The organism is Aeromonas sp. R5-1 (assembly GCF_040908265.1).
In the GTDB taxonomy this organism is placed as follows: Bacteria; Pseudomonadota; Gammaproteobacteria; order Enterobacterales; family Aeromonadaceae; genus Aeromonas; species Aeromonas caviae.
In genome coordinates, this window is sequence record NZ_JBFODJ010000130.1 from 131,035 (window position 1) to 152,597 (window position 21,563).

A 21,563-nucleotide genomic window follows, 5' to 3' on the forward strand; every position below is an offset into this window, starting at 1 on the left:
TGGGGGACTGCCATGAACGACCAGTTGTTTTGCGGCTTGGCGCTCCTGCCTAAGCGATGTGTGAATATTAAGCGCCTCACCCGGTCATTGTTAGCGAGATAAACTGGCCTACACGTTCAAAAAATGTGAATGATGTTTTGTGGGGAGGAAGCAGGCAGGTTGGAGGGGAGTCACCCTTCCGGAGAGAGGTGCATGTCCCAGACCTGACACGGGATTGTCACATCCGGTGCGTACTGTGCGGCTTCATTTTCACACTGGTTCAAGGATGACTATGTTTCGCGTCTCTTCCCTTGCCGCCTGCGTGGCGGCCACCCTGCTGAGCGGCTGCCATTCGGGCAACGACTCCTCCTCGCCTGCCGTCGGCGACTATCAATACAGCACCAAGGCGGTCTATGCCGCCCGTCAGGCAATGAACAGCTATGAGGTTGCCCCTGAAGGCTTTAGTCCCGTCTTCACCGAACTGGTGGCACGCCATGGCTCCCGCTCGCTGTCCAGCCCCAAATACGATGTGCTGACCAAGCTGGTGTGGGAGGAGGCTGCGAGACAGGGGGCCTTGACCGAGCTGGGCCAACGGCTCGGCGCCAAGGTGGACGCCGTCACGGCCGCCAACCAGACCCTCGGCTATGGCCTGCTGAGTGCGCTCGGTAAGGAGGAGCACGCCAACCTGGCGACCCGGCTCGCCGAACGGCTGCCCACCCTGCTGACCACTGAATCGACTCCCCTCTGCCTCAAGGTCGAGACATCGGGCAAGGATCGCGCCAACGAAAGCGCCTACTTCTTCATGCAGAGCCTGGCCAAACGGGTCTCTCTGGTGACGGACAGCCCCGACTGTTACGTCAGCCAGGAGAACCCTTCCGAGATCGACAAGGGGCTGCGCAACAAGTTCGAGCTCTACTTCCACAAGACCGAGCCGCAGGGGGAGTACACCCGGTATCTGCCCACCTTCCAGGCCTATCAGGCCTTTGTCGGGGACGAAGAGAACGGGGTGGCTCCTGCTCCCGAACTGACCGAGGCCCTCGATGCGCTCAAGGCCCTGCCCAGGACCCGGGTGATGGCCCGCGAGATGCTCGAGCGTCTCTACAGCAAGGCCTTCGTCGACGAGCTGGCCGCCGGGGTGGATTATGTGGCGGTGAATCCGGAGGATGGTGGCAAGACCCATGTGCGCGACGAGGTGGACGCCGCCCTCATGCTCTACAACCTCTTCATCATCGGCCCGGGGATGATCCGGGAGGCGCAGGCACAAGGCGGATCCTGGGATCTCGAGCAGTTCATCACGCCAGAGGAGTCTGCCTGGTTCTCCTACCTCTCCGATGCCGAGGACTTCTACGAGAAGGGGCCGAGTCTTGCCAGCCAGAGCGCCACCTACGCCGTGGCCCAGCCCCTGCTTGACGGCCTCTTCAACGAGGTACAGACCCAGGTGGTGGAAGAGGCGGGTGAGCATGTCGCCAAGCTGCGCTTCGCCCATGCGGAGACCCTGATCCCGCTGGCGGCCCTGATGGAGCTGGAAGGGAGCCGCCAGAGCGCCCAGCTTGGCGTGCTGATGAGCCAGGAAAACAACGAATGGCGTGGCGGCTGGGTCTCTCCCTATGCGGCCAACATCCAGTGGGATGTCTACCGCAACGAGGCCGGCCGGGTGCTGGTGAAGATGCTTTACAACGAGAAGGAGCTCGCCTTCAAGGCAGGTTGCGCCCCCATTGCGGTGGGTAGCTTCTTCTATGACTTCGGCGAGCTCAAACGCTGTTACGACTACTCGTCCTGACGCGCTCGTGCCATCCCCGGGGCCGGTCATCGCCGGCCCCGATTTTTTTGGTTCAGGCGGAGCCCGCTTGTCGACGACCCGCCTGCCAGGTGGTGCCCATGGAGGCGGCGATGATGGCGGCTATCCCGAGCCACTGGGACGGGGGCAACTGCTCACCCAGCCATACCAGTCCCATCAAGGCTCCCATGGCCGGTTCACCGCTGGTGAGAATGCCGTAGCTCTTGAGGGGAAGGCGGCGCAGGGCAAACATCTCGAGAGAGTAGGGGATGGCGCTCGAGAGCAGCCCCACCCCGATGATGGTGAGGATCACGGGGACGGTGAATGACGCCTCGATCGCACCCTCCAGCCCGAAGGGCAATACCAGCAGGGTGCCCACCCACATGCCCAGCGCCGGAGCCTGTGCGCCCAGCAAGGCTCCTGCCCGCTTTCCGGTGAGCATATAGAGCCCCCAGAAGAGGCCAGCCCCGAGAGCCAGTGCGGCCCCCAGGGGATCGATGGCCTGCTGTGTTGCCCGCAGGGGCAAGAGCAGCAGCAGCCCGGCGATGGCCAGTATCAGCCAGATGAAGTCTGCCCGGTGGCGTGAGGAGAGCAGGGCCACCGTCAGGGGGCCGATGAACTCGATGGCCAGGGCTACGCCGAGGGGAATGCGTGCGATGGCCAGATAGAAGAGCAGGTTCATGGCCCCAAGCGACAGGCCGTAGGGGATGGCGCCCAGCAGGGTGCGTCGGTCGAGGGGGGCACGCCAGATGCGAAACACCAGGGAGAGGAGGAGGGCGGCGCACCCCAGCCGGAACAGGGTCGTGCCTGCGGCTCCGAGCAGGGGAAACAGGGATTTGGCCAGGGAGGCGCCGAGGGTGATCGACAGCATGGCGAGCAGGACGGCCAGAAGAGAGGAGAGGGCATTGGGATTGGGTTGCATGGTATTCATACCGGGCAGGACGATGAGCAGTAAAATATATCTGGAGACTTGGGTAAAACCGGTCTAATACTGGCCTTGTGCGATAATTTTTATCTAATGAACCCCATGACCGACAAATTTGATCTGCTCATCCTCGCCGAGCTGCAACAGGATGCCCGTCTGCCCACGCCGGAGCTGGCCCACAGGGTCGGTCTTTCCGCCCCTGCCTGCTACCGCCGCGTCCGCGCCTTGCGGGAGTCCGGTCTCATCGAGCGGGAAGTGGCGCTGGTGGCACCGTCCACCATGGGCTGGCCCATCACCATGCTGGTGCTGGTGACCCTGGAGCGGGATCATGGCCGCATCGTCGATGAGATGATCGCCAGCCTGCAGCGGGAACCCGAGGTGATGGATCTCTGGTATGTGACGGGGGAGCAGGACTTCGTGCTGCAAGTGGCCGCCAGGGACATGCAAAGTTACGAGCAGTTCACCCGTCGGGTGCTCCATGCCAGGGACCAGGTGCGCAGTTTCAAGACTCTGGTGGTCATGGGACAGCACAAGCGTTGCGGCGCCTTGCTGCCCGGGTAAAGAGGGGGCTGCGCCGAAGCCTTGCCGGCATTGCGGGAGCGCCGTCAGGGAAACGAACAGGGGCAGGTACGGCCTGCCCCTTCTGTGTCAGCCAGGTGCCCCGGGCGCCAGCTCCTCTGCCGTCATGGGGCGCAAGACCCGGCAGGGATTGCCGACCGCCACCACGCCTGCCGGAATGTCTCTGGTGACAACGGACCCCGCCCCGATGACGCTGTTGTCCCCTATGGTGACGCCCGGGCAGATGACGACGCTGCCCCCAATCCAGACGTTGTTGCCGATGCGCACCGGCTTGCCGAACTCCACCCCCTTGATGCGAGGCGCTACCGCCACCGGGTGGGTAGCGGTGTAGATCTGCACTCCGGGGGCCAGCAGCACGTTGTCGCCTATGTGTACCTCGCACACATCCAGGATGGTGCAGTTGAAATTGGCGTAGAAATTCTCGCCGACAAAGATGTTGGTGCCATAGTCGCAGAAGAAGGGGGGCGTGATGAAACAGCGTTCTGCGCGGCCACCCAGCAGGCGGGTGAGTCGCTCATCCCAGCCAGGGGCATCGGTTCGCTCTCGGTTCAGTTCTCCCAGCAGGGCGCGGCACTGCTCCCGCGCAGCCCGCAGTTCGGGGTCCCCTGCATCATAGGGCGCTCCCGCCACCATCTTCTGCCACTCGGGGCCACGCACGGCGGGCCGCTGCACTGTTGTTGCGTCAGTCATCATTGCTCCATCAGCCAGATCAGGGATTCGTAAGGGCGCAGCTTGCAGGATTGCGGGCGGGCCGGGCTATCCGGGTAGTTGCCAAGCAGCAGTCGCCCCTCCCCGCTTTGCAGCTCGGCAGGCAGGGTAAACTCCACCGGCTCGCCGTAGAAGTTGCTCACCACCAGCAGGGTCTGACCGTTGGCGCGGCGGACATAGGCCCAGATCTGCGGGTGCCCTGCCAGCAGCTCCTGATAATCCCCCTGGGTGAAGATGGGATGGCTCTTGCGCAGGGCGATGAGATCCCGGTAGTGCCAGAACACCGAGTGCTGGTCGGCGAGCGCCGTCTCGGCGTTGATCTCGGAATAGTTGGCGGCAGGCTTGAGCCAGGGCGTCCCGCTGGTGAAACCGGCGTTGGAGGCGGCGCTCCACTGCATCGGGGTGCGCGAGTTGTCGCGGGACTTGGCGCCGAGAATGGCGAGGATCTCGGCCTCGCTCATCCCTTCCGCCTGCTTGATGGCGAAGATGTTGCGACTCTCCACATCCTGATAGTCATCGATGCGCTGATAGCCGGGGTTGGTCATGCCGATCTCCTCCCCCTGATAGATGTAGGGGGTGCCTTGCAGGCCGTGCAGCGTGCTGGCCAGCATCTTGGCGGCCACTACCCGATGCTCGCCCTCATCGCCGAAACGGGAGACGATGCGTGGCTGATCGTGGTTGCACCAGAACAGCGCCGACCACCCCTTGCCATGCATACCGCTCTGCCAGTGGTTGAAGATGCGCTTGAGTTCGAGGAAATCGAACGGGGCCTTGGTCCATTTGTCGCCGCCCGGGTAATCCACCTTGAGGTGATGGAAGTTGAACACCATGGAGAGCTCGGAGCCATCGAGGGCGCCATAGCGCTGGCAGTGCTCCAGCGAAGTAGAGGACATCTCCCCCACCGTCATGGCGCCGACAGGAGCAAACACGTCGCGGCTCACGTCCTGCAAAAATTCGTGGATGCGCGGCCCGTCGGTATAGAAGCGGCGGCCATCGCCAATCTCGTCATTCGGGAACGCCTGATCCTTGGAGATAAGGTTGATAACGTCGAGGCGGAACCCATCCACTCCTTTCTTGGCCCAGAAGTGGATGATGTTTTTCACCTCGGCGCGCACGGCCGGGTTTTCCCAGTTGAGATCCGCCTGCTCGCGGGCAAACAGGTGCAGGTAGTACTGACCGGTGGATGAGTCCAGCTCCCAGGCGCTGCCGCCAAACTTGGATTGCCAGTTGTTGGGCACGCCGCCATCCACCGGATCGCGCCAGATGTAGTAGTCGCGGTAGGGGCTGTTCTTGTCTCCCAGCGCCGACTTGAACCAGGCGTGCTCGGTGGAGGTGTGGTTGACCACGATATCCATCACGATGCGGATGCCGCGCGCATGGGCGGCGCCCAGCAGGGCCTCGAAATCGCTCATGGTGCCGTAGGCGGGATCTATGTTGAGGTAATCGGCGATGTCGTAGCCGTTGTCCACCTGGGGGGAGACATAGACCGGGGTCAGCCAGAGGGCATCGACGCCGAGGGTCTTGAGGTAGTCGAGGCGGGCCATGATCCCCTTGAGATCACCGGTGCCACGGGCGCCGGAATCCTGAAAGCTCTTGGGGTAGATCTGGTAAATCACGGCGCTTTGCCACCAGGGTGTCTGTGTCATGGTTGGTTCGCTCATTGGTTGAAACCGGATTAGTTGGAACAGGGCAACGATAAAGGGCGGAGCCAGCGCTCCGCCGAGGTTGTGTGGATCAGGCCGTGGCCAGATCCAGCTTGCCGGCAGCCTGCTGGCGCTTGTAGACCAGCAGGGTCAGCAGGGCGGGGACCACGATGGCCACCAGCATGGCGATGGCGTAGATGCCCCAGTATTGCGGCTGGATGGAGAGGATGCCCGGCAGGCCGCCCACCCCGATGCCGTTGGCCATCACACCGGCGAAGCCGCAGATGAGAGCCGCACAGCTTGAGCCCACCATGGCGCACAGCATGGGGAACTTGTACTTGAGGTTGATGCCGTACATGGCCGGCTCGGTCACCCCGAGATAGGCGGAGATGGCGGCCGGGACCGAGATCTCCCGCTCGTTCTCCTTGCGGCTGATCAGGATGATGCCGACGACCGCAGACGCCTGGGCGATGTTGGAGAGGGCGATCAGCGGCCAGATGGGGGTGCCGCCCATGCTCTGCATCAGTTGCAGGTCCACCGCGTTGGTGGTGTGGTGGATGCCGGTGATGACCAGGGGCGCATAGAGGAAGCCGAACAGGGCGGCGCCGATGGGGGCAAACGAACCCGTCATGGCCGCCTTGGCGGCAAAGCCGACGCCGTCACCAATCCAGCGGCCGAACGGACCGATCAGGGCGTGGGCCACGATCACCGCCAGCAGCAGGGAGATGAAGGGCACAATCACCAGGTAGAGATAGGCCGGGATGATGCGCTTGAGGCTGGTCTCCACCCAGGCGAGGAAGACACCCGCCAGCAGGGCCGGAATGACCTGGGCCTGATACCCCACCTTCTGGATGACGAAGAGGCCGAAGTCCCACACTTCCGGGGTCTGCTGGCCGATGCCATAGGCGTTCATCAGTTGCGGCGACACCAGCGTGATACCCAGCACGATGCCGAGGATCTCGGAGCCGCCCATCTTTTTCACCGCAGACCAGCAGACACCCACCGGCAGGAAGTGGAAGATGGCTTCACCCAGCAGCCAGAGGAAGGCGTGCACCTGGGCCCAGAACTGGCTGATCTCGGTGAGGGTGTGGGTGCCGTCGTCGAACATCTTGATGTCGCCGATGACGTTGCGAAAGCCCAGGATCAGACCACCGGTGATGATGGCGGGCAGCAGGGGGACGAAGATCTCCGCCAGGTGGGAGATGCCGCGCTCCAACGGGTTCATGTTGTGGCGGGCGGCCTGTTTGGCGGCCTCCTTGCTGCCGCCGCTCACGCCGATCTCCTGGGTGAGCGCCTTGTACCATTGATCCACCTCGTTGCCGATCACCACCTGGAACTGGCCGCCCTGGGTGAAGCTCCCCTTCACTGAAGGGATGGTCTCGATGGCCTTGGGATCGGCCTTGGCCGGATCGGCCAGCACGAACCTGAGCCGGGTCAGGCAGTGGCTGACAGTGGTGATGTTCTCTTTGCCGCCGATCCGCTCGATCAGCTGCGCCAGATGCTGTGTGTTGACTTTTGACATGAGCCTTCCCTCTGTGACTCCATGAATAATGGTCGTGTCTTTACCGGCTGGCCAAGGACCGCCCGTTTATTGGTATCGTTCCCAATCAGCATGAAGCCAGTGGCTGGCATCGGCAATGGGAACGTTCCCAATTCGTGGCGCTGGTCACAAAAAGCGCAAAACGCCGGGAATGGAGGAAAAGATAGACTACAGGGGCTGACAGGGGGCGATGGTCGCTCTGGGGGGCTGCCCCTCTTCAATCTGGTCGAGCAGCTGTCTGGCGGCCAGGATGCCGGCGTCCTTGTAGCCGAAATCCAGGCTGAGGGTGTTGGCAAAGAGGAACGTCAGCATGGGATTGCTGCCAAGGCCGCTCACCAGGATGTCGGTGCGACCCTGCTCCTGCAGGTATTTGGCGGCGCCGATGGCCAGGGTGTCGCTGGCACAGACCATGGCCTGGGTGGTGGGGCTGAGGAGTTCGGCCGCGAGCCGATAGCCGCTTTGCAGACCGAGATCCCCGAGGGCGCTGCGGGGCGTGCGCCCCTGTTCCCGACAGTAGTCGAGGTAAGCCTGATGCCGACGCAGCCCGGTGGTGAGATCGCTGCGTTCCACCCCGAGATAGGCGACCTCGGTCAGGCCACGCTCCCCGAGGTGGGCGAGCACGGCGCGCACCGCCCCGTCATCGTCGAAGCAGACCGACGAGAAGCCGGGGCGCTCGCGGGCCATCAGCACCAGTTTCTCCCTGAGCGGCGCCATGGCGGCATAGTCCAGATCGTTGAAGGCAAACAGTATGATGCCGTCCACCCCGCGCCGCTCCAGCACCGCCAGGTGCTCGCTCACCTTGGCGGGGGAGAACTTGCTCTCCATCAGCACGGCGTCGTAGCCACGCTGGTAGAGGGTCTCCAGCATGCCGCGCACCGCCTGGTTCTCGGAGCTGGAGTCGAGGCGCGACACCACGATGCCGACCACCTGCTGGCTCTGGCTGCGCATGGCCCGCGCCGATTTGCTCGGGACGAAACCGTGCTGGGCGATCACCGATTCAACCCTGGCCCTGGTCTGGGCATTGACCTTGGGATCTTGATTGAGCACCCGGGAGACGGTCGACTTGCCGACCCCGCTGAGGCGAGCGATATCGAGGATGGTCAGTTTCTTTTCCATGGGGGATCCGTGACAGGGGAGGGCGACAACCGGGATGCAGACATTGTTGTGATTAACTCCTGTGAATACAAGCCCATGGCGTTAGAATGCCCTTTCCCAGGCGACTTTCTTCGCCGTTGCACAGGACGCGCATCATGGATCTGTTGGCAAGTCTGCACTTCTCTCTCTCCATCACGGGCCCCATCTGTCTGGTGCTGGTACTCGGCATCTGGCTCAAGCGGCTGGGTCTCTTGCCCGACAGTTTCGTCGAGTCCGCCTCCCGTCTGGTGTTCCAGGTCACCCTGCCAGCTCTCTTGTTTCTAAGCATGGTGCGCACCGATTTTTCCACCATGCCGAGCCCCTGGCTCATCCTCTACGGCCTGCTCGGCACCCTCGCCGGTTTCCTGGTGCTGGAGGTGCTGGCGGCCCGTTTCATCAGCGAGCAGAAATTGCGGGGCATCTTCGTGCAGGGCAGCTTTCGCGGCAACATGGGGATCATGGGGCTGGCCTATGTGCAAAACGCCTACGGCCCGGAGGGGATAGGGGCCGCCGCCCTGCTGGTGGGCTCCATTACAGTGCTCTACAACGTGCTCGCGGTGATCACCCTGACCCGCAGCCTGGGGGGCGGAAAGGGGCTCGCCCCCATACTCAAGGGGATCGTCAAAAACCCCCTCATCATCGCCATTCTGGCGGCCCTGCCCTTCGGTCTGCTCGGCATCGAACTGCCCCAACTGGTCATTACCACGGGCAACTATTTCGCCAACATGACCCTGCCGCTGGCCCTGTTGTGCACCGGTGCCAGCCTCAACCTCAAGGCCTTGCGCGGCGGCGCCATGCTGACCGGCTGGGCCACGGTCAACCGGCTGTGCTGCATCCCCGTGCTGCTGGTGCTGGGGGCCTGGGCCCTCGGCTTCAACCCGCAGGCCCTCGGCATCCTGTTTCTCATCAGCTCTACCCCCACCGCCGCCGCCAGCTATGTGATGACCCGTGCCATGGGGGGTGACAGTGCCCTCGCGGCCAACATCATCGCCACCACCACCCTGGGCTCGCTCGTCACCACCAGCCTGGGGGCCGCCCTGATGAACTACCTGGGACTGATGGGGTGATGGGGTGCCGCCATGATGCACGACCCGGGGTTGACGGGATCGGCATTCGCCCTTGACCTTGCCGGAGGCGGCAGCTTTAGGCTGATGTCACATCGACAGAGGAGAGAGCCCATGACCATCGAACTCACCGTTACCGGCATGTCTTGCGGCGGCTGCGCTGCCAGCCTGCAAAAGGCCTTGCTGGCCCAGCCAGCAGTCCGCACCGCCACGGTCGACTTTGCCAGCCGCCAGGCCGTCATCGAGAGCGAGCTGAGCAAAGCCGAGTTGATCTCCCTGATCGAGGCGAGAGGCTTTCAGGTAGAGTGAATTATCACTTAATTGGTATAAATTAGACTAATATTCTGTTTACTTCTTTTTATTGGTGAGAGTGATCACTTAAATTCCGTTTAAAAAGAATAAAAATGCTGCAATTCCCTCATCCAAAAGGATTGCAGCATGACCCTTCCCATTCGCAAGACCCTGATCGCCGCCGTGCTCGGCCTGACCCTCTCCCCTATGGCCATGGCGCTGCCCAGCGTGCACATTCTGGCCACCGGTGGCACCATCGCCGGGGCGGGCCAGTCCGCCACCCAGTCCAACTACGAGGCAGGCAAGGTGGCCATCGAGACGCTGATCGCCGCCGTGCCCGAGATGAAAAACGTGGCCGACGTGCAGGGTGAGCAGGTGGTCAAGATCGGCTCCCAGGACATGAACGACGAGGTGTGGCTCACGCTGGCCAAGCGGGTCAACGCGCTGCTGGCCAGGGATGACGTGGACGGCATCGTCATCACCCACGGCACCGACACCATGGAGGAGACCGCCTACTTCCTCAATCTGACCGTCAAGAGCGACAAGCCGGTGGTGCTGGTGGGCGCCATGCGCCCCTCCACCGCCATGAGCGCCGACGGCCCCATGAACCTCTACAACGCCGTGGTGACCGCCTCCGACCCCGCCTCAAAGGGACGTGGCGTCATGGTAGCGATGAACGACACCGTGTTGGATGCCCGCGACGTCACCAAGACCAACACCACAGGAGTGCAGACCTTCGCCTCCCCCAACTTCGGCCCGCTCGGCTACATCCACAACGGCAAGATCGACTACCAGCGCAGCCCGGCCCGTCTGCACACCAGCAAGACCCCGTTTGACGTGAGCAAGCTCGACAAGCTGCCCCAGGTCGGCATCGTCTACAGCTACGCCAACGCCTCGGACCTGCCGGCTAAGGCCCTGGTGGATGCCAAGTTTGACGGTATCGTTAGCGCCGGGGTGGGCAACGGCAACCTCTACCACACCCTGTTCGACACCCTGGCCAAGGCGAGCAAGGACGGCATTCGCGTGGTGCGTTCCGCCCGCGTGCCGACCGGTTCCACCACCCTGGATGCGGAGATCGACGACGCCAAGTACGGCTTCGTCGCCGCCGAGACCCTCAACCCGCAGAAGGCGCGGGTGCTGCTGATGCTCGCCCTGACCCAGAGCAAGGATCCGGCCCAGATCCAGCGCTGGTTCCAGCAGTTCTGAGACCTCGGCTCGGCCTGATTGAGACTACTTTGTGAGATGAAGGGCAGGATGGGATCCTGCCCTTTCTTGTTGCGCCAGAGGCAGATGCCGGCCCTCAGCTCATCATCAGCCAGCCGCAGAAACTCAGGTAAACCAGTCCCACCAGGGCGAGCCTGCCCGCCGTCATCCGCTCCCGACTGAACCCCCTCCACAGCAGCGCGACCGCCAGCAGCGTCACCAGGGAGGAGGCCATCATGGTGCTATCCAGCAGCCAGGGGGTGAACAGCAGGCAGAACGCCTTGGGAATGGTGCCCTGGATCATCATGGCCCCCGAGATATTGGCCAGTGCCAGCCGGTGTTTGCCCTGCCGCACCCAGATGAGCACGTTCATCAGCTCGGGCATTTCGGTGGCCACCGGGCTCAGCAGCAGGGCCGCCAGCACCGGCGAGAGGCCGAACAGCTCGCCCATGTTCTCCAGCTGGTGAACGAACAGCTGGGCCGCCAGCGCCACCACACCGAGCGCCACCAGGGTTTGCAGCAGCACCTTGCCGAGCGCCGGGATCCTGGCGTGTGGATCCAGCTTGAGGGGGGAGGGCAATTCGGCATCGTGGCTGTCGGTCTGTTTCAGCTCACGTCGCACATAGAGGAGGTACATCAGCACGAACAGGGGGGCCAGCCAGGTTTTATCGGTGAAGGCCACCATGCCAAGCAGCACGGCCAGCAGGAAGATGCCGGCAAACCAGGCCTGATCGCGGCCTATCTCGCGCTGCACCTCGCCATTGATGGCTCTGTGCTCCCGGCTCATGCACAGCAGCAGGGTCACGCCGACGGCAGCATAGCCTATGGTAGCCAGCACCAGCGGGCCGCCGAGGGCCGCACCTATGCCTATCTGCTGCTGGGCGGGGGCATCCCCCATCAGCAGGGCGGTCAGGGTGACGATGCATTCGGGCAGGGCCGTGCCGAGGGCGGCCAGCAGAGAACCGGTGGCACTTTGGGACAGTTTGAAATGATGGCCGGTCCATTCGATGCCGTTGACGAAGTATTCGCAGGCCAGATAGATGCTGACGGCAGAGATCAGAAATAACAGCAGGGTGATCAGCATGATGAGTAACCGCCAGGCGAGCAGAACAACCGATGGACCCGATACGGCTCGCCCGGCTGGCGTGCATATCGGGGCCAAAGGTCTTGCAGGACGATAGGTGCTATCGCCGCCCATGCCATGGATCTGCGGATCCAAGAGTGTTGACATGGGCCCTGCCCGGATTTCGGGCGGGTTGCTACTCCCCAGTGACAGTGCGGGCTTTTTACCAAGTGGCTCGGTGAGGCGCAAGGCCAACAGGAGATGATCCGCGCGACAAGTTGTAAAAGGATGTGACAACCCCCTCGACTCTCCCGTCCGGGATCCTGATCTTTTTACGGGGATCCTTGTGCTGGCACAGCGATTGCTATGAGTTGGCTACTGTCCACATTGACTTGGGAAGGGTGAACGATGAAACGGTGGATCCAACATTTTTACCAGCTTAATCGCCTCAACTGGCTGATGGTCTGGCTGCTGCTCTGCTGCAGCATCATCCTGCTGTTTCCGGCCGGATTGATGAAAGGTGCCGTGAGCCAGTGGGCCACGACTCATGCGGCCTGGCTTGGGGTCGGCATGTTGATCGCCATCTCCTATTTCTGCAGTCAGGGCTTCCTGATCGCCTGGGAGTGGGCCTGTGACGAGTGGCAGTCCCGCCGCCAGCAGGATCAACTGGCCCAGATGATTGGCTTCCTCGACTTCAACGAGAAGGCGGTGCTGCGGGAGTTCGTACTGCAACGGAAAAGCGTCATAAACCTGCCGATCACCGAACCCGCCGTCAAAAACCTGATGGATGCCGGCGTGCTCACCTACGCCTACGGCAAGCCGGCGCGAGAGAAGGAGGACGAGAACCAGATCCGCGCCCTGATGATCGCCCTGCCGGCGCGCCCTCTGCTGACCTACAAGGTTCTGGGGCTGTCGCGGGGCAAGATGAGCGACGAGCAGGTGGAGCAGATCATGAATGCCAGGCCCAAATTCGCGCAGAAAAGCCTCCAGCGCTGACCTTTCCCCCCATGAAAGAAAAGAGCCGGACATCTGTTCCGGCTCTTTGCTGTCTGGCGTTGTTTATTCGGTTCTGGACTTGAGGTAGCCGGCGTAGTCGGGTACCTGGACGCTGAATGCCTGCTGCATGTGCGGGCTGTCCATGATGAAGTCCGCCGTCGCCTCGTTGGTGGCGACCGGGATGTTCCAGACAGCCGCGAGGCGCAGCAGGGCCTTGACGTCAGGATCGTGGGCGGCGGGATTGAGGGGATCCCAGAAGAAGATCATCACGTCTATCTTCCCTTCGGCGATGAGGGCGCCGAGCTGCTGATCCCCTCCCATGGGGCCGGAGAAGAGGCAGGTAATGGGCAGCTGCGCCTTCTTGCCGAGCAGGGTGCCCGTGGTGCCGGTCGCATAGAGATGGTGGAGCTTGAGCTCCTCCTTGCGGCGCAGCACCCAGCTCAGCAGAGGGGCTTTCATGTTGTCGTGAGCCACCAGGGCAACCCGTTTGTGGGGCGCCATCTCGCGTGCAATCAGTTCCATGGAGGTCATCCGTAGCAAAATGATGGGAATGGGGTCGTATCCTAATCGAAAGCGGCGCCTGCCGCTGCCCCATGCATCGTAACTGTGATCCCGGAGGCGGTTCAATCCGGCGCCTGCCATCCTGACAGCCTCTGGCCTGCCTTGTCAGCAGCCAGGTTGGCCACCGTATCGTTCGGCAAGATCTCTGCCGCTGGCGCCATGAAAAAACCCGCCTGGGCGGGTTGGGATTGTCTCTTGATGTCATCGCGATTCAGGATGACTCGGCGTGGAGCTGGGATTGCTGGTAGTTTTCCAGACCGATACGGGCGATGAGATCGAGCTGGGTTTCCAGCCAGTCCACATGCTCCTCTTCATCTTCCAGGATCTCCTGGAACAGGTCGCGGCTGACGTAGTCCTGCACGGACTCGGCATAGGTGATGGCGACTTTCAGGTCGGGGATGGCGTCCATCTCCAGAGACAAGTCACAGCGCAGCATCTCTTCCACCGTCTCACCGATGCGCAGCTTGCCCAGATCCTGCAAGTTGGGCAGCCCTTCCAGAAACAGCACCCGCTTGACCAGCTCGTCGGCATGTTTCATCTCATCGATGGATTCGTGATACTCCTTGTGCCCCAGCCCCTTGAGGCCCCAGTCATCATAGATGCGGGCATGCAGGAAGTATTGGTTGATGGCAACCAGCTCATTGGCCAGCACCTTGTTGAGGTGGGCAATGATTTTGGGATCTCCTTTCATCGACATTACTCCTCGTGTTCGAGCCTAGGCAACGATCACTAGAGCTTAGTCCAGAAACATGACCATAACGTGATGGGGAAAGTCGTCCCCTGGAGGGCAGAAGGAGAGATGAAGACGAGAAGTCGGCGGTTTTACGCCACTTCGTAATAGAGCGGTGCCTGCTCTGACTCCATCTTGTCGATTTCGGTAGCGATGATCTCCATCGCCATGCGCACACATTTACCACATTGAGTACCGACTTCCAGCGACTGTTTCAACTGTCGGAATTCAGTCTTGCCTGCCTGTACCGCCTTGCGGATCTGGTTATCTGTGATGCCGCGGCACAAACACACGTACATAATCTGGACCTCATGCTGGAATGAGATGAAATCTAAATGAGAATGGTTCGTAGTGCAAAGAACGAATGGTAATAAGATCCCGAGCTTGCCAGTGATTCCACCCTTGGGGAGAATGCCTTCATCAGAGAGGATGCGAACATGTTCAAAAGACTATTCAATGCCCTGTTCAAGGGAGAGATCGCCCAGAGCCCCGAGGTTGAGCCCATCGAATGCATGGGCTATCTCATCTATCCCGAGCCCATGGCGGAAGGGGGGCAATACAGGCTGGCAGGTCGCATCACCAGGGAGATCGACGGGCAATTACAGACCCATCGCTTCATCCGCTCCGATCTCTTTGCCAACCCGGCGGATGCCGAGCGCTTCATGGTGCAAAAGGCCCATACCTTCATCGACCAGATGGGGGAGCGCATGTTTGAACCCCGTGTTAAGCCAGACGCCAGCCCAGCTCCATGATGTCAGCCGAGCTGCTCGCCTTGCGCCACGCTATCGCTCATGCCGGCGAGCGGCGTCTGATCTGGCTGGAAGGGGAGGAGGATGACTGCATCGTTCGCGCCGAATCCTTGCTGTGGGGAGAGGTGTTCTGGCTGGGGCAGGGTCCTGAGCATCATGCTCCGCAGCCTGCCGCCAAGGCGCTTCAACGGCTCGGTCAGGAGTGCGACACCCTGGTATTCAATGCCTTCAGCGGTTTTCACCCCGATGCATTCGGTGCCTTGGCGGGGACATTGAGGGCTGGGGGGCTCTTGCTTCTGCTGACCCCGCCGCGGGAGGCATGGCCGACCTACCCAGACCCTGATCGTCAGAGGCTGGTCGCCCAGCCAGAGGAGGTCGATCGTGCCGGGCAGGGGTTCATCTCCCGTCTGGTACGGTTGCTGGAAGAAGATCCGGCGCGAGATCTGACGCCTGCCTCTTGTGATATTACCTGGCAGCCTCTCGACGGGGACCGGCCGCTGAGCGCGGATCAGGCCCGTGCGCTGCCCGCCATCCACAACGTGTTGCACGGCCATCGCCGTCGCCCCCTGGTGCTGAGCGCCGATCGCGGTCGTGGCAAGAGCGCCGTGCTGGGGCTGGCGAGCGCCGACTTGCTGAGTCGGGATCCGGCCTTGACGATAGCGGTGACTGCCCCTTCCCACGCTACAGTGGCGACACTTTTTGCCCATGCAGAGCGCGCGCTGGCAGAGATGCCTGAGCGGCTGGCCGGTCTGAGCTATGTGTCCCCTGATCGGGTGGCTCAAGGAGACGTGCTGGCGGATCTGTTGCTGGTGGATGAGGCCGCAGCCATCCCGACCCCACTGCTGGAGGCCATGCTGGCCCGTCACAGTCGCATTGTCTTCGCTACAACGGAGCATGGCTATGAGGGGACGGGGCGTGGCTTTCATCTGCGCTTCAAGAGGGTACTCGATGAGCAAACCCCGGATTGGCAGGAGCTGCGCCTGGTGGAGCCCATTCGCTGGAGCCTGAGCGATCCGCTGGAGCCTCTGATCTTCCGGCTCCTTGGTCTGAATGCCGACATATCGGCACCTCATCCCCCGACATCACCGACCTGGCGCCTGGTCGGACAAGATGAGCTGGCCCGTGATGACGCGCTGCTCAATCGGGTGTTCGGCCTGCTCGTGTTGGCTCACTACCAGACCAGCCCCAGTGATCTGCGGTATTTGCTGGAGGGGCCGGATCTCGACATTCATCTGATGGAGCAGGGACAGGAGTTGCTCGGGGTGGCGCTGGTCGCGCGGGAGGGCAATATCCCCCCTGATCTGGCGCACGCGATCTGGGCCGGACGACGGCGCCCTCGTGGACATCTGCTGCCCCAGTCGCTGCTGGCCCACGCCGGTTTCGTGACGGCGGGGGAGCGCTCTTATGCCAGGGTGATGCGCATCGCCATCCATCCTGCCCTTCATCGTCTCGGGCTGGGGTCTTGGTTGCTGGACAAGCTGGTATCACATTATCGGGCATTAGGGGTTGATTATCTGGGATCTGCCTTCTCCGCCAGTCCAGATCTGCTGCCATTCTGGCTCAAGGCGGGATTGAAGGTGCTGCGTCTTGGTCTGCAGCGCGATGCGGCCAGCGGCAGTCATGCAGCTTTGCTGCTGATGCCGCTGCAATCGGAATATCACGCCGAGCTGGCGCAATGGCGACAGCGTTTCATGAGCCAGTTGCCGGCCCTGCTGGCGGGTGAACTCAAGAGGCTGGATACCGAACTGGTCTGGCTATCCCTCAGAGGCGGACCTGTCACTCATGTGCCGGATCTGGATGAATTCGAGCATCGGGAACTCGATTGCTTTGCCCACCATCACAAGCCATTCGAATTGTGCCAGGCGACACTGCAACGCTGGCTGCTCCGGCAAGTGATGATGCTGGATGCGTTGAGTCAGGATGAACGACGGTTGCTGATCGCCACCATCTGGCAATATGCGCCCTGGTCCGAGCTGGCTGCCCGACAGGGCGTCGTGGGCAAACCCGCCCTGATAAAAGCATTGCGCTCCCTGCTGGTCAGACTGCTGGCTCAGCAAGCACCAGCGGGCTGACCCCCGCCTCTGGCACGGCAGAAAACCACGGAGCCCGGGAGGGCCCCTCCCGGGTTCTGCACATCGATTCGACTCACCATGGCTGAAGCTCTCCCCGTTCAAGACGTGGCCACCCCGGGACCCGTTTCTCCCTCTTCCCTGCTCGCGTTTTGCCTATTGCCACTGCTCTGATGAGCCTGGTCAGGGCTGTCTGCATTTTGGTTTTTTCTGAATATGGACTAATACTTGAATGTGAAATGAGTTTTAATAAATGCATTATTTTCAGATGGTTAGCGTTAGGTGTATTGAATGCAGGCCATCTTCTCCAACGTGCACAGGGAGTGCAATGTGAGAAACGATGCAGCTCAGGCAGGTGCCGGAATGATGATGTGGTTCATCAGCAGCAGCGCCTTTGCCAATGAGATCCGGTTCAACATGACGCGCGGGGCGACCGCCATCAGTCAGCAGGTCTATGACCTGCACATGACGATTTTCTATATCTGTTGCGTCATCGGTCTGCTCGTCTTCGGCATCATGTTCTGGTCCATCGTGCACCATCGAAAATCGCGCGGTGCCAAAGCCGCCCAGTTTCACGAAAGCACTCGCATCGAGTTGCTGTGGACTGCCATCCCCGTGTTGATACTGATCGCGATGGCGGCACCGGCAACCTCGACCCTGTTGAAGATGGAGGATACCTCCAAGGCCGATCTCACCGTCCTCGTCACGGGCTCGCAATGGAAATGGCATTACAAATACCTCGAGTATCCGGTGGCGTTTTATTCCCTGCTGGCGACCAGCAAACAGCAGATCTCCGGTGATGCCCCCAAGGGCGGCAATTATCTGCTGGAGGTGGATAACCCTCTGGTATTGCCGGTCGGCAAGAAGATCCGTTTCCTGATGACCTCGGACGATGTCATCCACTCCTGGTGGGTTCCCGCCTTCGCCGTGAAAAAAGATGCCAATCCTGGCTACATCAACGAATCCTGGACGCGGATCGACAAGCCGGGCACCTATCGTGGGCAGTGCGCCGAGCTGTGCGGCAAGGATCACGGTTTCATGCCCGTGGTTGTGGTGGCCAAATCCGCAGAGGAGTTCGAGGCGTGGATTGCCAGGAAGGGAGACGAGCAGGCAACCGCCAAGGCACAGCAACAGGTGCAGGCAGCGGAGACCATGACGTTGCCACAAGCCATGGCGCTGGGGGAGAAAGTCTATCTGGGCCACTGTGCGGCCTGTCATCAGCCCGCGGGTACCGGATTGCCCGGCATCTTCCCGGCGCTCAATGGCAGCAAGGTGACCACACAGGCGGAGCATCGTGCCCAGCATCTGGATACGGTGTTGCATGGCCGGAGTGGTACGGCGATGCAACCTTTTGGCAAACAGTTGACGGCACAGGAACTCGCCGCCGTCATCACCTATGAACGCAATGCCTGGGATAACAAGACCGGTGACCTTGTGCAGCCAGCCGAGGTGCAGTCCCTTCTCAACCCGGTCAATCCGGACAAGGACAAGTGAGGCGTCGGCATGAGTGATGGAATCACGGATACCCCGCACAGCGAACATGTCCACCAGCCAGCGGCCGGTCTGAGGCGCTGGCTCTACACCACCAATCACAAGGACATCGGTACCCTCTATCTGTGCTTTGCCCTCACCATGTTCTTTACCGGTGGCGCCATGGCCATGGTGATCCGGGCAGAACTGTTCCAGCCCGGACTGCAACTGGTGGAACCCCTGTTTTTCAACCAGATGACCACGGTACACGGCCTCATCATGGTCTTTGGTGCCGTCATGCCTGCCTTCACCGGCCTCGCCAACTGGCTGATCCCCATCATGATTGGTGCCCCTGACATGGCGCTGCCCCGCATGAACAACTGGAGCTTTTGGATCCTGCCGTTTGCTTTCCTCATCCTCCTGTCGAGCCTGTTTATGGAGGGAGGCGGCCCCAGTTCTGGCTGGACCTTCTATGCCCCCCTGTCCACCCAGTACAGCGGCAACAGCACGGCCCTGTTTGTCTTTGCCATTCACATCATGGGGATCTCCTCCATCATGGGGGCCATCAACGTCATCGTGACCATCTTCAACCTGCGGGCGCCGGGCATGGGCTGGATGGAGATGCCGCTGTTTGTCTGGACCTGGCTCATCACGGCGTTTCTGCTCATCGCTGTCATGCCGGTGCTGGCGGCTGCGGTGACCATGGTGCTGACGGACAAGTATTTCGGGACCAGTTTCTTCGATGCGGCCGGTGGGGGGGATCCTGTCCTGTTTCAGCACATTTTCTGGTTCTTCGGGCACCCGGAAGTCTACATCATGATATTGCCGGCTTTCGGCATCGTCTCCAGCATCATTCCGACCTTCTCCCGCAAGAAGCTGTTCGGTTATCGCTCCATGGTCTATGCCACCAGCAGCATCGCCTTGCTCTCCTTCATGGTCTGGGCTCACCACATGTTCACCACCGGATTGCCCGTGGTGGCGGAGCTGTTCTTCATGTACACCACCATGCTGATCGCGGTGCCGACAGGGGTAAAGGTGTTCAACTGGCTTGCCACCATGTGGCGTGGTTCTCTGACATTCGAGACCCCCATGCTGTTTGCCATCGCCTTCATCACTCTGTTCACCATTGGCGGTTTCTCCGGGCTGATGCTGGCCATGACACCGGCTGATTTTCAGTATCACGACACCTATTTCGTAGTGGCCCATTTCCACTATGTGCTGGTGACCGGTGCCGTCTTCTCGATCCTGGCCGCTGCCTACTACTGGTTGCCGAAATGGACGGGGCACATGTATGACGAGCGGCTCGGCCAATGGCATTTCTGGTGTTCGCTCGTCTCGGTCAATGTGCTGTTTTTCCCCATGCATTTTGTCGGGCTGGCGGGCATGCCTCGCCGCATTCCCGATTACGCCCTGCAATTTGCCGACTTCAACATGCTGATCAGCCTGGGGGGTTTTGCCTTCGGCCTGTCCCAACTGCTGTTTGTCTGGGGCGTGATCAAATGCATCAGAGGCGGAGCCAAGGCGAGCGATCGGGTATGGGAGGGGGCCGAGGGGCTGGAATGGACGCTCTCTTCTCCCCCTCCCTATCACAGTTTCCAGACTCCGCCGGATATCCGGTTGGAAGAGCGTTAGGGAGGTCATATGACCCAGGTCAGTCATGCCCCCTTGCTCAGAAAACTGGCTCTGGTCGTGCTCGTCATGTTTGGTTTTGCCTTTGCGCTGGTGCCGCTTTATGACGTCTTCTGCCGGATCACCGGCCTCAATGGCAAGACGTCTGATCAAGCGGCCAGTACGGAGCGGGCGGTGATCGACAGCAAGCGGAGCATCCAGATCGAGTTTCTTGCTCATGCGGATACCCGGATGCCGTGGGAGTTCAGCGGTGAGACGACTCGGCTGTCGGTGCGGCCGGGGGAGGTGAAGATGGTCAACTTTCGGGTGTTCAATCCCACGGAGCGGACCATGGTGGGTCAGGCGGTCCCGTCGGTCTCTCCCGGTCCCGCCGCAGCCTATCTGAAGAAAGTGGAGTGTTTCTGTTTCAATCGCCAGGAGCTGAGGGCAGGGCAGAGCAAGCTGATGCCGCTCAAGTTCTATATCGATCCGGCACTACCGGACAGCATCAATACCATCACGCTTTCTTACTCGCTCTATGACATCACGGAGTCCGTACCTGCACCGGCACTCGCACAGAGGAAATGACCATGGCCAAGGTGAACCAGACCTATTATGTCCCGGACCAGAGTCGCTGGCCCATCATTGGTGCCATTGCACTGTTTTTCCTGGCGTTGGGGGCGGGGCATCTGGTCAATGAAGTGGCGAGTGGGCAGACCGGTTTCGGCCGGTATCTGATGATGGCCGGTGTCGCCCTGCTGGCATTCATGTTGTTTGGCTGGTTCCGTCACATCATCCGGGAGTCCATGACCGGGCTCTACAGCGCCCAGATGGACAGATCCTTCAGGCAGGGCATGGTCTGGTTCATCTTCTCCGAAGTGATGTTCTTTCTGGCTTTTTTCGGAGTGCTGTTCTATGCACGCCAGCTTGCGGTGCCCTGGCTGGATGGTGCGGGCCACAGGGTGATGACGGGCCAGCTGCTGTGGCCGGATTTCACCGCTCACTGGCCCCTGCTCAAGACGCCCGGCGGGGCCACGACCCAGGCCATGCCCTGGCAGGGGATCCCCCTCATCAATACCTTGATCCTGCTCGGCTCCTCCGTGACCCTACTGTTTGCACACATGAGTCTGGAAAACGGCAGACGCATGCGGCTCAAGGGGATGTTGCTGGTAACCGTGGTGCTCGGGCTGACATTCCTGTGGTTTCAAGGCTATGAGTATCTGCATGCCTATCGGGATCTCGGACTGCGGCTGGATTCCGGCATCTATGGCAATACCTTCTTCATTCTGACCGGGTTCCATGGACTGCACGTGCTGCTGGGCACCCTTTTCCTGACCATCATCTGGCTGCGCATCATGCTGAGGGATCATTTCACCCCACAGCGTCATTTCGCTTTCCAGGCTGCGGCCTGGTACTGGCACTTCGTCGATGTGGTCTGGCTCTGTCTGTTCGTCTTTGTCTACCTGCTTTGATG

General features: G+C 61.2%; 21 protein-coding genes and 1 riboswitch. Of the genes, 12 read left to right on the plus strand and 9 right to left on the minus strand.

The genetic code is table 11. The features are described from left to right. Positions 1–265: 265 nt before the first annotated feature. On the plus strand, positions 266–1,759 hold the full coding sequence (locus tag AB5Y64_RS19450; protein ID WP_039039726.1) for a histidine-type phosphatase: 1,494 nt from the start codon (positions 266–268) through the stop codon (positions 1,757–1,759). 52 nt (positions 1,760–1,811) lie between these two features. Here AB5Y64_RS19450 and AB5Y64_RS19455 read toward each other — a convergent pair whose 3' ends face one another. Continuing rightward, complete coding sequence (locus AB5Y64_RS19455) at positions 1,812–2,687, minus strand: DMT family transporter (protein ID WP_039039725.1); 876 nt, start codon at positions 2,685–2,687, stop codon at positions 1,812–1,814. A 96-nt stretch (positions 2,688–2,783) separates the two neighbouring features. On the opposite strand from AB5Y64_RS19455, the gene AB5Y64_RS19460 reads away from it, so the two are divergent. After that, entirely contained in the window at positions 2,784–3,242 is a 459-nt protein-coding gene (locus tag AB5Y64_RS19460; RefSeq protein ID WP_039039724.1) for an Lrp/AsnC family transcriptional regulator, read from the plus strand. An 87-nt stretch (positions 3,243–3,329) separates the two neighbouring features. Here AB5Y64_RS19460 and AB5Y64_RS19465 read toward each other — a convergent pair whose 3' ends face one another. The 4 genes from AB5Y64_RS19465 to treR all read right to left on the minus strand — a co-directional run bounded on the left by AB5Y64_RS19465 (position 3,330) and on the right by treR (position 8,267). Continuing rightward, entirely contained in the window at positions 3,330–3,950 is a 621-nt protein-coding gene (locus AB5Y64_RS19465; RefSeq protein WP_039039723.1) for a sugar O-acetyltransferase, read from the minus strand. After that, complete coding sequence (gene treC, locus AB5Y64_RS19470) at positions 3,950–5,614, minus strand: alpha,alpha-phosphotrehalase (RefSeq protein WP_039039722.1); 1,665 nt, start codon at positions 5,612–5,614, stop codon at positions 3,950–3,952. The genes AB5Y64_RS19465 and treC overlap by 1 nt, the downstream gene beginning before the upstream one ends. A gap of 88 nt (positions 5,615–5,702) precedes the next feature. Further along, on the minus strand, positions 5,703–7,133 hold the full coding sequence (gene treB / locus AB5Y64_RS19475; protein ID WP_039039721.1) for a PTS trehalose transporter subunit IIBC: 1,431 nt from the start codon (positions 7,131–7,133) through the stop codon (positions 5,703–5,705). Positions 7,134–7,319: 186 nt separating this feature from the next. Further along, entirely contained in the window at positions 7,320–8,267 is a 948-nt protein-coding gene (treR, locus tag AB5Y64_RS19480; RefSeq protein ID WP_039039720.1) for a trehalose operon repressor TreR, read from the minus strand. 134 nt (positions 8,268–8,401) lie between these two features. Here treR and AB5Y64_RS19485 point away from each other — a divergent pair, with 134 nt between their 5' ends. The 3 genes from AB5Y64_RS19485 to ansB all read left to right on the plus strand — a co-directional run bounded on the left by AB5Y64_RS19485 (position 8,402) and on the right by ansB (position 10,846). After that, positions 8,402–9,352: an AEC family transporter gene (locus AB5Y64_RS19485; protein ID WP_039039719.1), complete on the plus strand. Its 951-nt coding sequence runs from the start codon at positions 8,402–8,404 to the stop codon at positions 9,350–9,352. Between the two features lie 111 nt (positions 9,353–9,463). After that, the gene (locus AB5Y64_RS19490) at positions 9,464–9,658 is read left to right on the plus strand and encodes a heavy-metal-associated domain-containing protein (RefSeq protein WP_039039718.1); all 195 of its coding nucleotides are present in this window, start codon (positions 9,464–9,466) and stop codon (positions 9,656–9,658) included. 129 nt (positions 9,659–9,787) lie between these two features. Beyond that, positions 9,788–10,846 carry an L-asparaginase 2 gene (ansB, locus tag AB5Y64_RS19495; RefSeq protein WP_010675782.1) on the plus strand — a complete coding sequence of 353 codons (1,059 nt, stop codon included), beginning with the start codon at positions 9,788–9,790 and terminating at the stop codon, positions 10,844–10,846. A 94-nt stretch (positions 10,847–10,940) separates the two neighbouring features. Here ansB and AB5Y64_RS19500 read toward each other — a convergent pair whose 3' ends face one another. Next, positions 10,941–11,927, minus strand: a complete 987-nt coding sequence (locus AB5Y64_RS19500) for a sodium:calcium antiporter (protein ID WP_039039717.1) — start codon at positions 11,925–11,927, stop codon at positions 10,941–10,943. Positions 11,928–12,016: 89 nt separating this feature from the next. Then, positions 12,017–12,123, minus strand: a riboswitch (yybP-ykoY riboswitch). 191 nt (positions 12,124–12,314) lie between these two features. On the opposite strand from AB5Y64_RS19500, the gene AB5Y64_RS19505 reads away from it, so the two are divergent. Then, positions 12,315–12,902 (plus strand): superinfection exclusion B family protein, encoded by a 588-nt coding sequence (locus AB5Y64_RS19505; protein WP_039039716.1) that lies wholly within the window; start codon positions 12,315–12,317, stop codon positions 12,900–12,902. A 63-nt stretch (positions 12,903–12,965) separates the two neighbouring features. Here the strand turns inward: AB5Y64_RS19505 and AB5Y64_RS19510 are convergent, their stop codons facing one another. From AB5Y64_RS19510 to AB5Y64_RS19520, 3 genes are all read right to left on the minus strand, one after another. Beyond that, positions 12,966–13,424: a methylglyoxal synthase gene (locus AB5Y64_RS19510; protein ID WP_039039816.1), complete on the minus strand. Its 459-nt coding sequence runs from the start codon at positions 13,422–13,424 to the stop codon at positions 12,966–12,968. A gap of 250 nt (positions 13,425–13,674) precedes the next feature. Further along, a complete protein-coding gene (gene bfr, locus AB5Y64_RS19515; protein ID WP_010675778.1) occupies positions 13,675–14,154 on the minus strand; it encodes a bacterioferritin in 480 nt (159 codons plus the stop codon). Between the two features lie 131 nt (positions 14,155–14,285). Beyond that, entirely contained in the window at positions 14,286–14,492 is a 207-nt protein-coding gene (locus AB5Y64_RS19520; protein WP_039039715.1) for a bacterioferritin-associated ferredoxin, read from the minus strand. 138 nt (positions 14,493–14,630) lie between these two features. Here AB5Y64_RS19520 and AB5Y64_RS19525 point away from each other — a divergent pair, with 138 nt between their 5' ends. The 6 genes from AB5Y64_RS19525 to AB5Y64_RS19550 all read left to right on the plus strand — a co-directional run bounded on the left by AB5Y64_RS19525 (position 14,631) and on the right by AB5Y64_RS19550 (position 21,561). Next, positions 14,631–14,945 carry an HlyU family transcriptional regulator gene (locus AB5Y64_RS19525; protein WP_039039714.1) on the plus strand — a complete coding sequence of 105 codons (315 nt, stop codon included), beginning with the start codon at positions 14,631–14,633 and terminating at the stop codon, positions 14,943–14,945. After that, the gene (locus AB5Y64_RS19530; protein ID WP_039039713.1) at positions 14,942–17,014 is read left to right on the plus strand and encodes a tRNA(Met) cytidine acetyltransferase TmcA; all 2,073 of its coding nucleotides are present in this window, start codon (positions 14,942–14,944) and stop codon (positions 17,012–17,014) included. Before AB5Y64_RS19525 ends, AB5Y64_RS19530 begins: the two co-directional genes overlap by 4 nt. Positions 17,015–17,374: 360 nt before the next feature. Continuing rightward, positions 17,375–18,505, plus strand: coding sequence for a cytochrome c oxidase subunit II (coxB, locus tag AB5Y64_RS19535; RefSeq protein ID WP_234704014.1), 1,131 nt, complete (start codon positions 17,375–17,377; stop codon positions 18,503–18,505). 9 nt (positions 18,506–18,514) lie between these two features. Next, a complete protein-coding gene (ctaD, locus tag AB5Y64_RS19540; protein WP_039039712.1) occupies positions 18,515–20,113 on the plus strand; it encodes a cytochrome c oxidase subunit I in 1,599 nt (532 codons plus the stop codon). Positions 20,114–20,122: 9 nt separating this feature from the next. Beyond that, positions 20,123–20,677, plus strand: coding sequence for a cytochrome c oxidase assembly protein (locus tag AB5Y64_RS19545; RefSeq protein WP_039039711.1), 555 nt, complete (start codon positions 20,123–20,125; stop codon positions 20,675–20,677). A gap of 2 nt (positions 20,678–20,679) precedes the next feature. Continuing rightward, complete coding sequence (locus AB5Y64_RS19550; protein WP_039039710.1) at positions 20,680–21,561, plus strand: cytochrome c oxidase subunit 3; 882 nt, start codon at positions 20,680–20,682, stop codon at positions 21,559–21,561. Positions 21,562–21,563 lie beyond the last annotated feature (2 nt).

Excerpts from the sequence above, each read along its gene's own strand:
- bfr (WP_010675778.1), bottom strand. The coding sequence starts at position 14,154 with ATGAAAGGAGATCCCAAAATCATTGCCCACCTCAACAAGGTGCTGGCC.
- AB5Y64_RS19530 (WP_039039713.1), top strand. The coding sequence starts at position 14,942 with ATGATGTCAGCCGAGCTGCTCGCCTTGCGCCACGCTATCGCTCATGCC.
- AB5Y64_RS19550 (WP_039039710.1), top strand. The coding sequence starts at position 20,680 with ATGGCCAAGGTGAACCAGACCTATTATGTCCCGGACCAGAGTCGCTGG.
- AB5Y64_RS19525 (WP_039039714.1), top strand. The coding sequence starts at position 14,631 with ATGTTCAAAAGACTATTCAATGCCCTGTTCAAGGGAGAGATCGCCCAG.
- AB5Y64_RS19455 (WP_039039725.1), bottom strand. The coding sequence starts at position 2,687 with ATGAATACCATGCAACCCAATCCCAATGCCCTCTCCTCTCTTCTGGCC.
- AB5Y64_RS19490 (WP_039039718.1), top strand. The coding sequence starts at position 9,464 with ATGACCATCGAACTCACCGTTACCGGCATGTCTTGCGGCGGCTGCGCT.
- coxB (WP_234704014.1), top strand. The coding sequence starts at position 17,375 with ATGATGATGTGGTTCATCAGCAGCAGCGCCTTTGCCAATGAGATCCGG.
- AB5Y64_RS19485 (WP_039039719.1), top strand. The coding sequence starts at position 8,402 with ATGGATCTGTTGGCAAGTCTGCACTTCTCTCTCTCCATCACGGGCCCC.
- AB5Y64_RS19500 (WP_039039717.1), bottom strand. The coding sequence starts at position 11,927 with ATGCTGATCACCCTGCTGTTATTTCTGATCTCTGCCGTCAGCATCTAT.
- AB5Y64_RS19510 (WP_039039816.1), bottom strand. The coding sequence starts at position 13,424 with ATGGAACTGATTGCACGCGAGATGGCGCCCCACAAACGGGTTGCCCTG.
- treB (WP_039039721.1), bottom strand. The coding sequence starts at position 7,133 with ATGTCAAAAGTCAACACACAGCATCTGGCGCAGCTGATCGAGCGGATC.
- AB5Y64_RS19465 (WP_039039723.1), bottom strand. The coding sequence starts at position 3,950 with ATGACTGACGCAACAACAGTGCAGCGGCCCGCCGTGCGTGGCCCCGAG.
- AB5Y64_RS19460 (WP_039039724.1), top strand. The coding sequence starts at position 2,784 with ATGACCGACAAATTTGATCTGCTCATCCTCGCCGAGCTGCAACAGGAT.
- ctaD (WP_039039712.1), top strand. The coding sequence starts at position 18,515 with ATGAGTGATGGAATCACGGATACCCCGCACAGCGAACATGTCCACCAG.
- treC (WP_039039722.1), bottom strand. The coding sequence starts at position 5,614 with ATGACACAGACACCCTGGTGGCAAAGCGCCGTGATTTACCAGATCTAC.
- AB5Y64_RS19520 (WP_039039715.1), bottom strand. The coding sequence starts at position 14,492 with ATGTACGTGTGTTTGTGCCGCGGCATCACAGATAACCAGATCCGCAAG.
- AB5Y64_RS19545 (WP_039039711.1), top strand. The coding sequence starts at position 20,123 with ATGACCCAGGTCAGTCATGCCCCCTTGCTCAGAAAACTGGCTCTGGTC.
- AB5Y64_RS19505 (WP_039039716.1), top strand. The coding sequence starts at position 12,315 with ATGAAACGGTGGATCCAACATTTTTACCAGCTTAATCGCCTCAACTGG.
- AB5Y64_RS19450 (WP_039039726.1), top strand. The coding sequence starts at position 266 with ATGACTATGTTTCGCGTCTCTTCCCTTGCCGCCTGCGTGGCGGCCACC.
- treR (WP_039039720.1), bottom strand. The coding sequence starts at position 8,267 with ATGGAAAAGAAACTGACCATCCTCGATATCGCTCGCCTCAGCGGGGTC.
- ansB (WP_010675782.1), top strand. The coding sequence starts at position 9,788 with ATGACCCTTCCCATTCGCAAGACCCTGATCGCCGCCGTGCTCGGCCTG.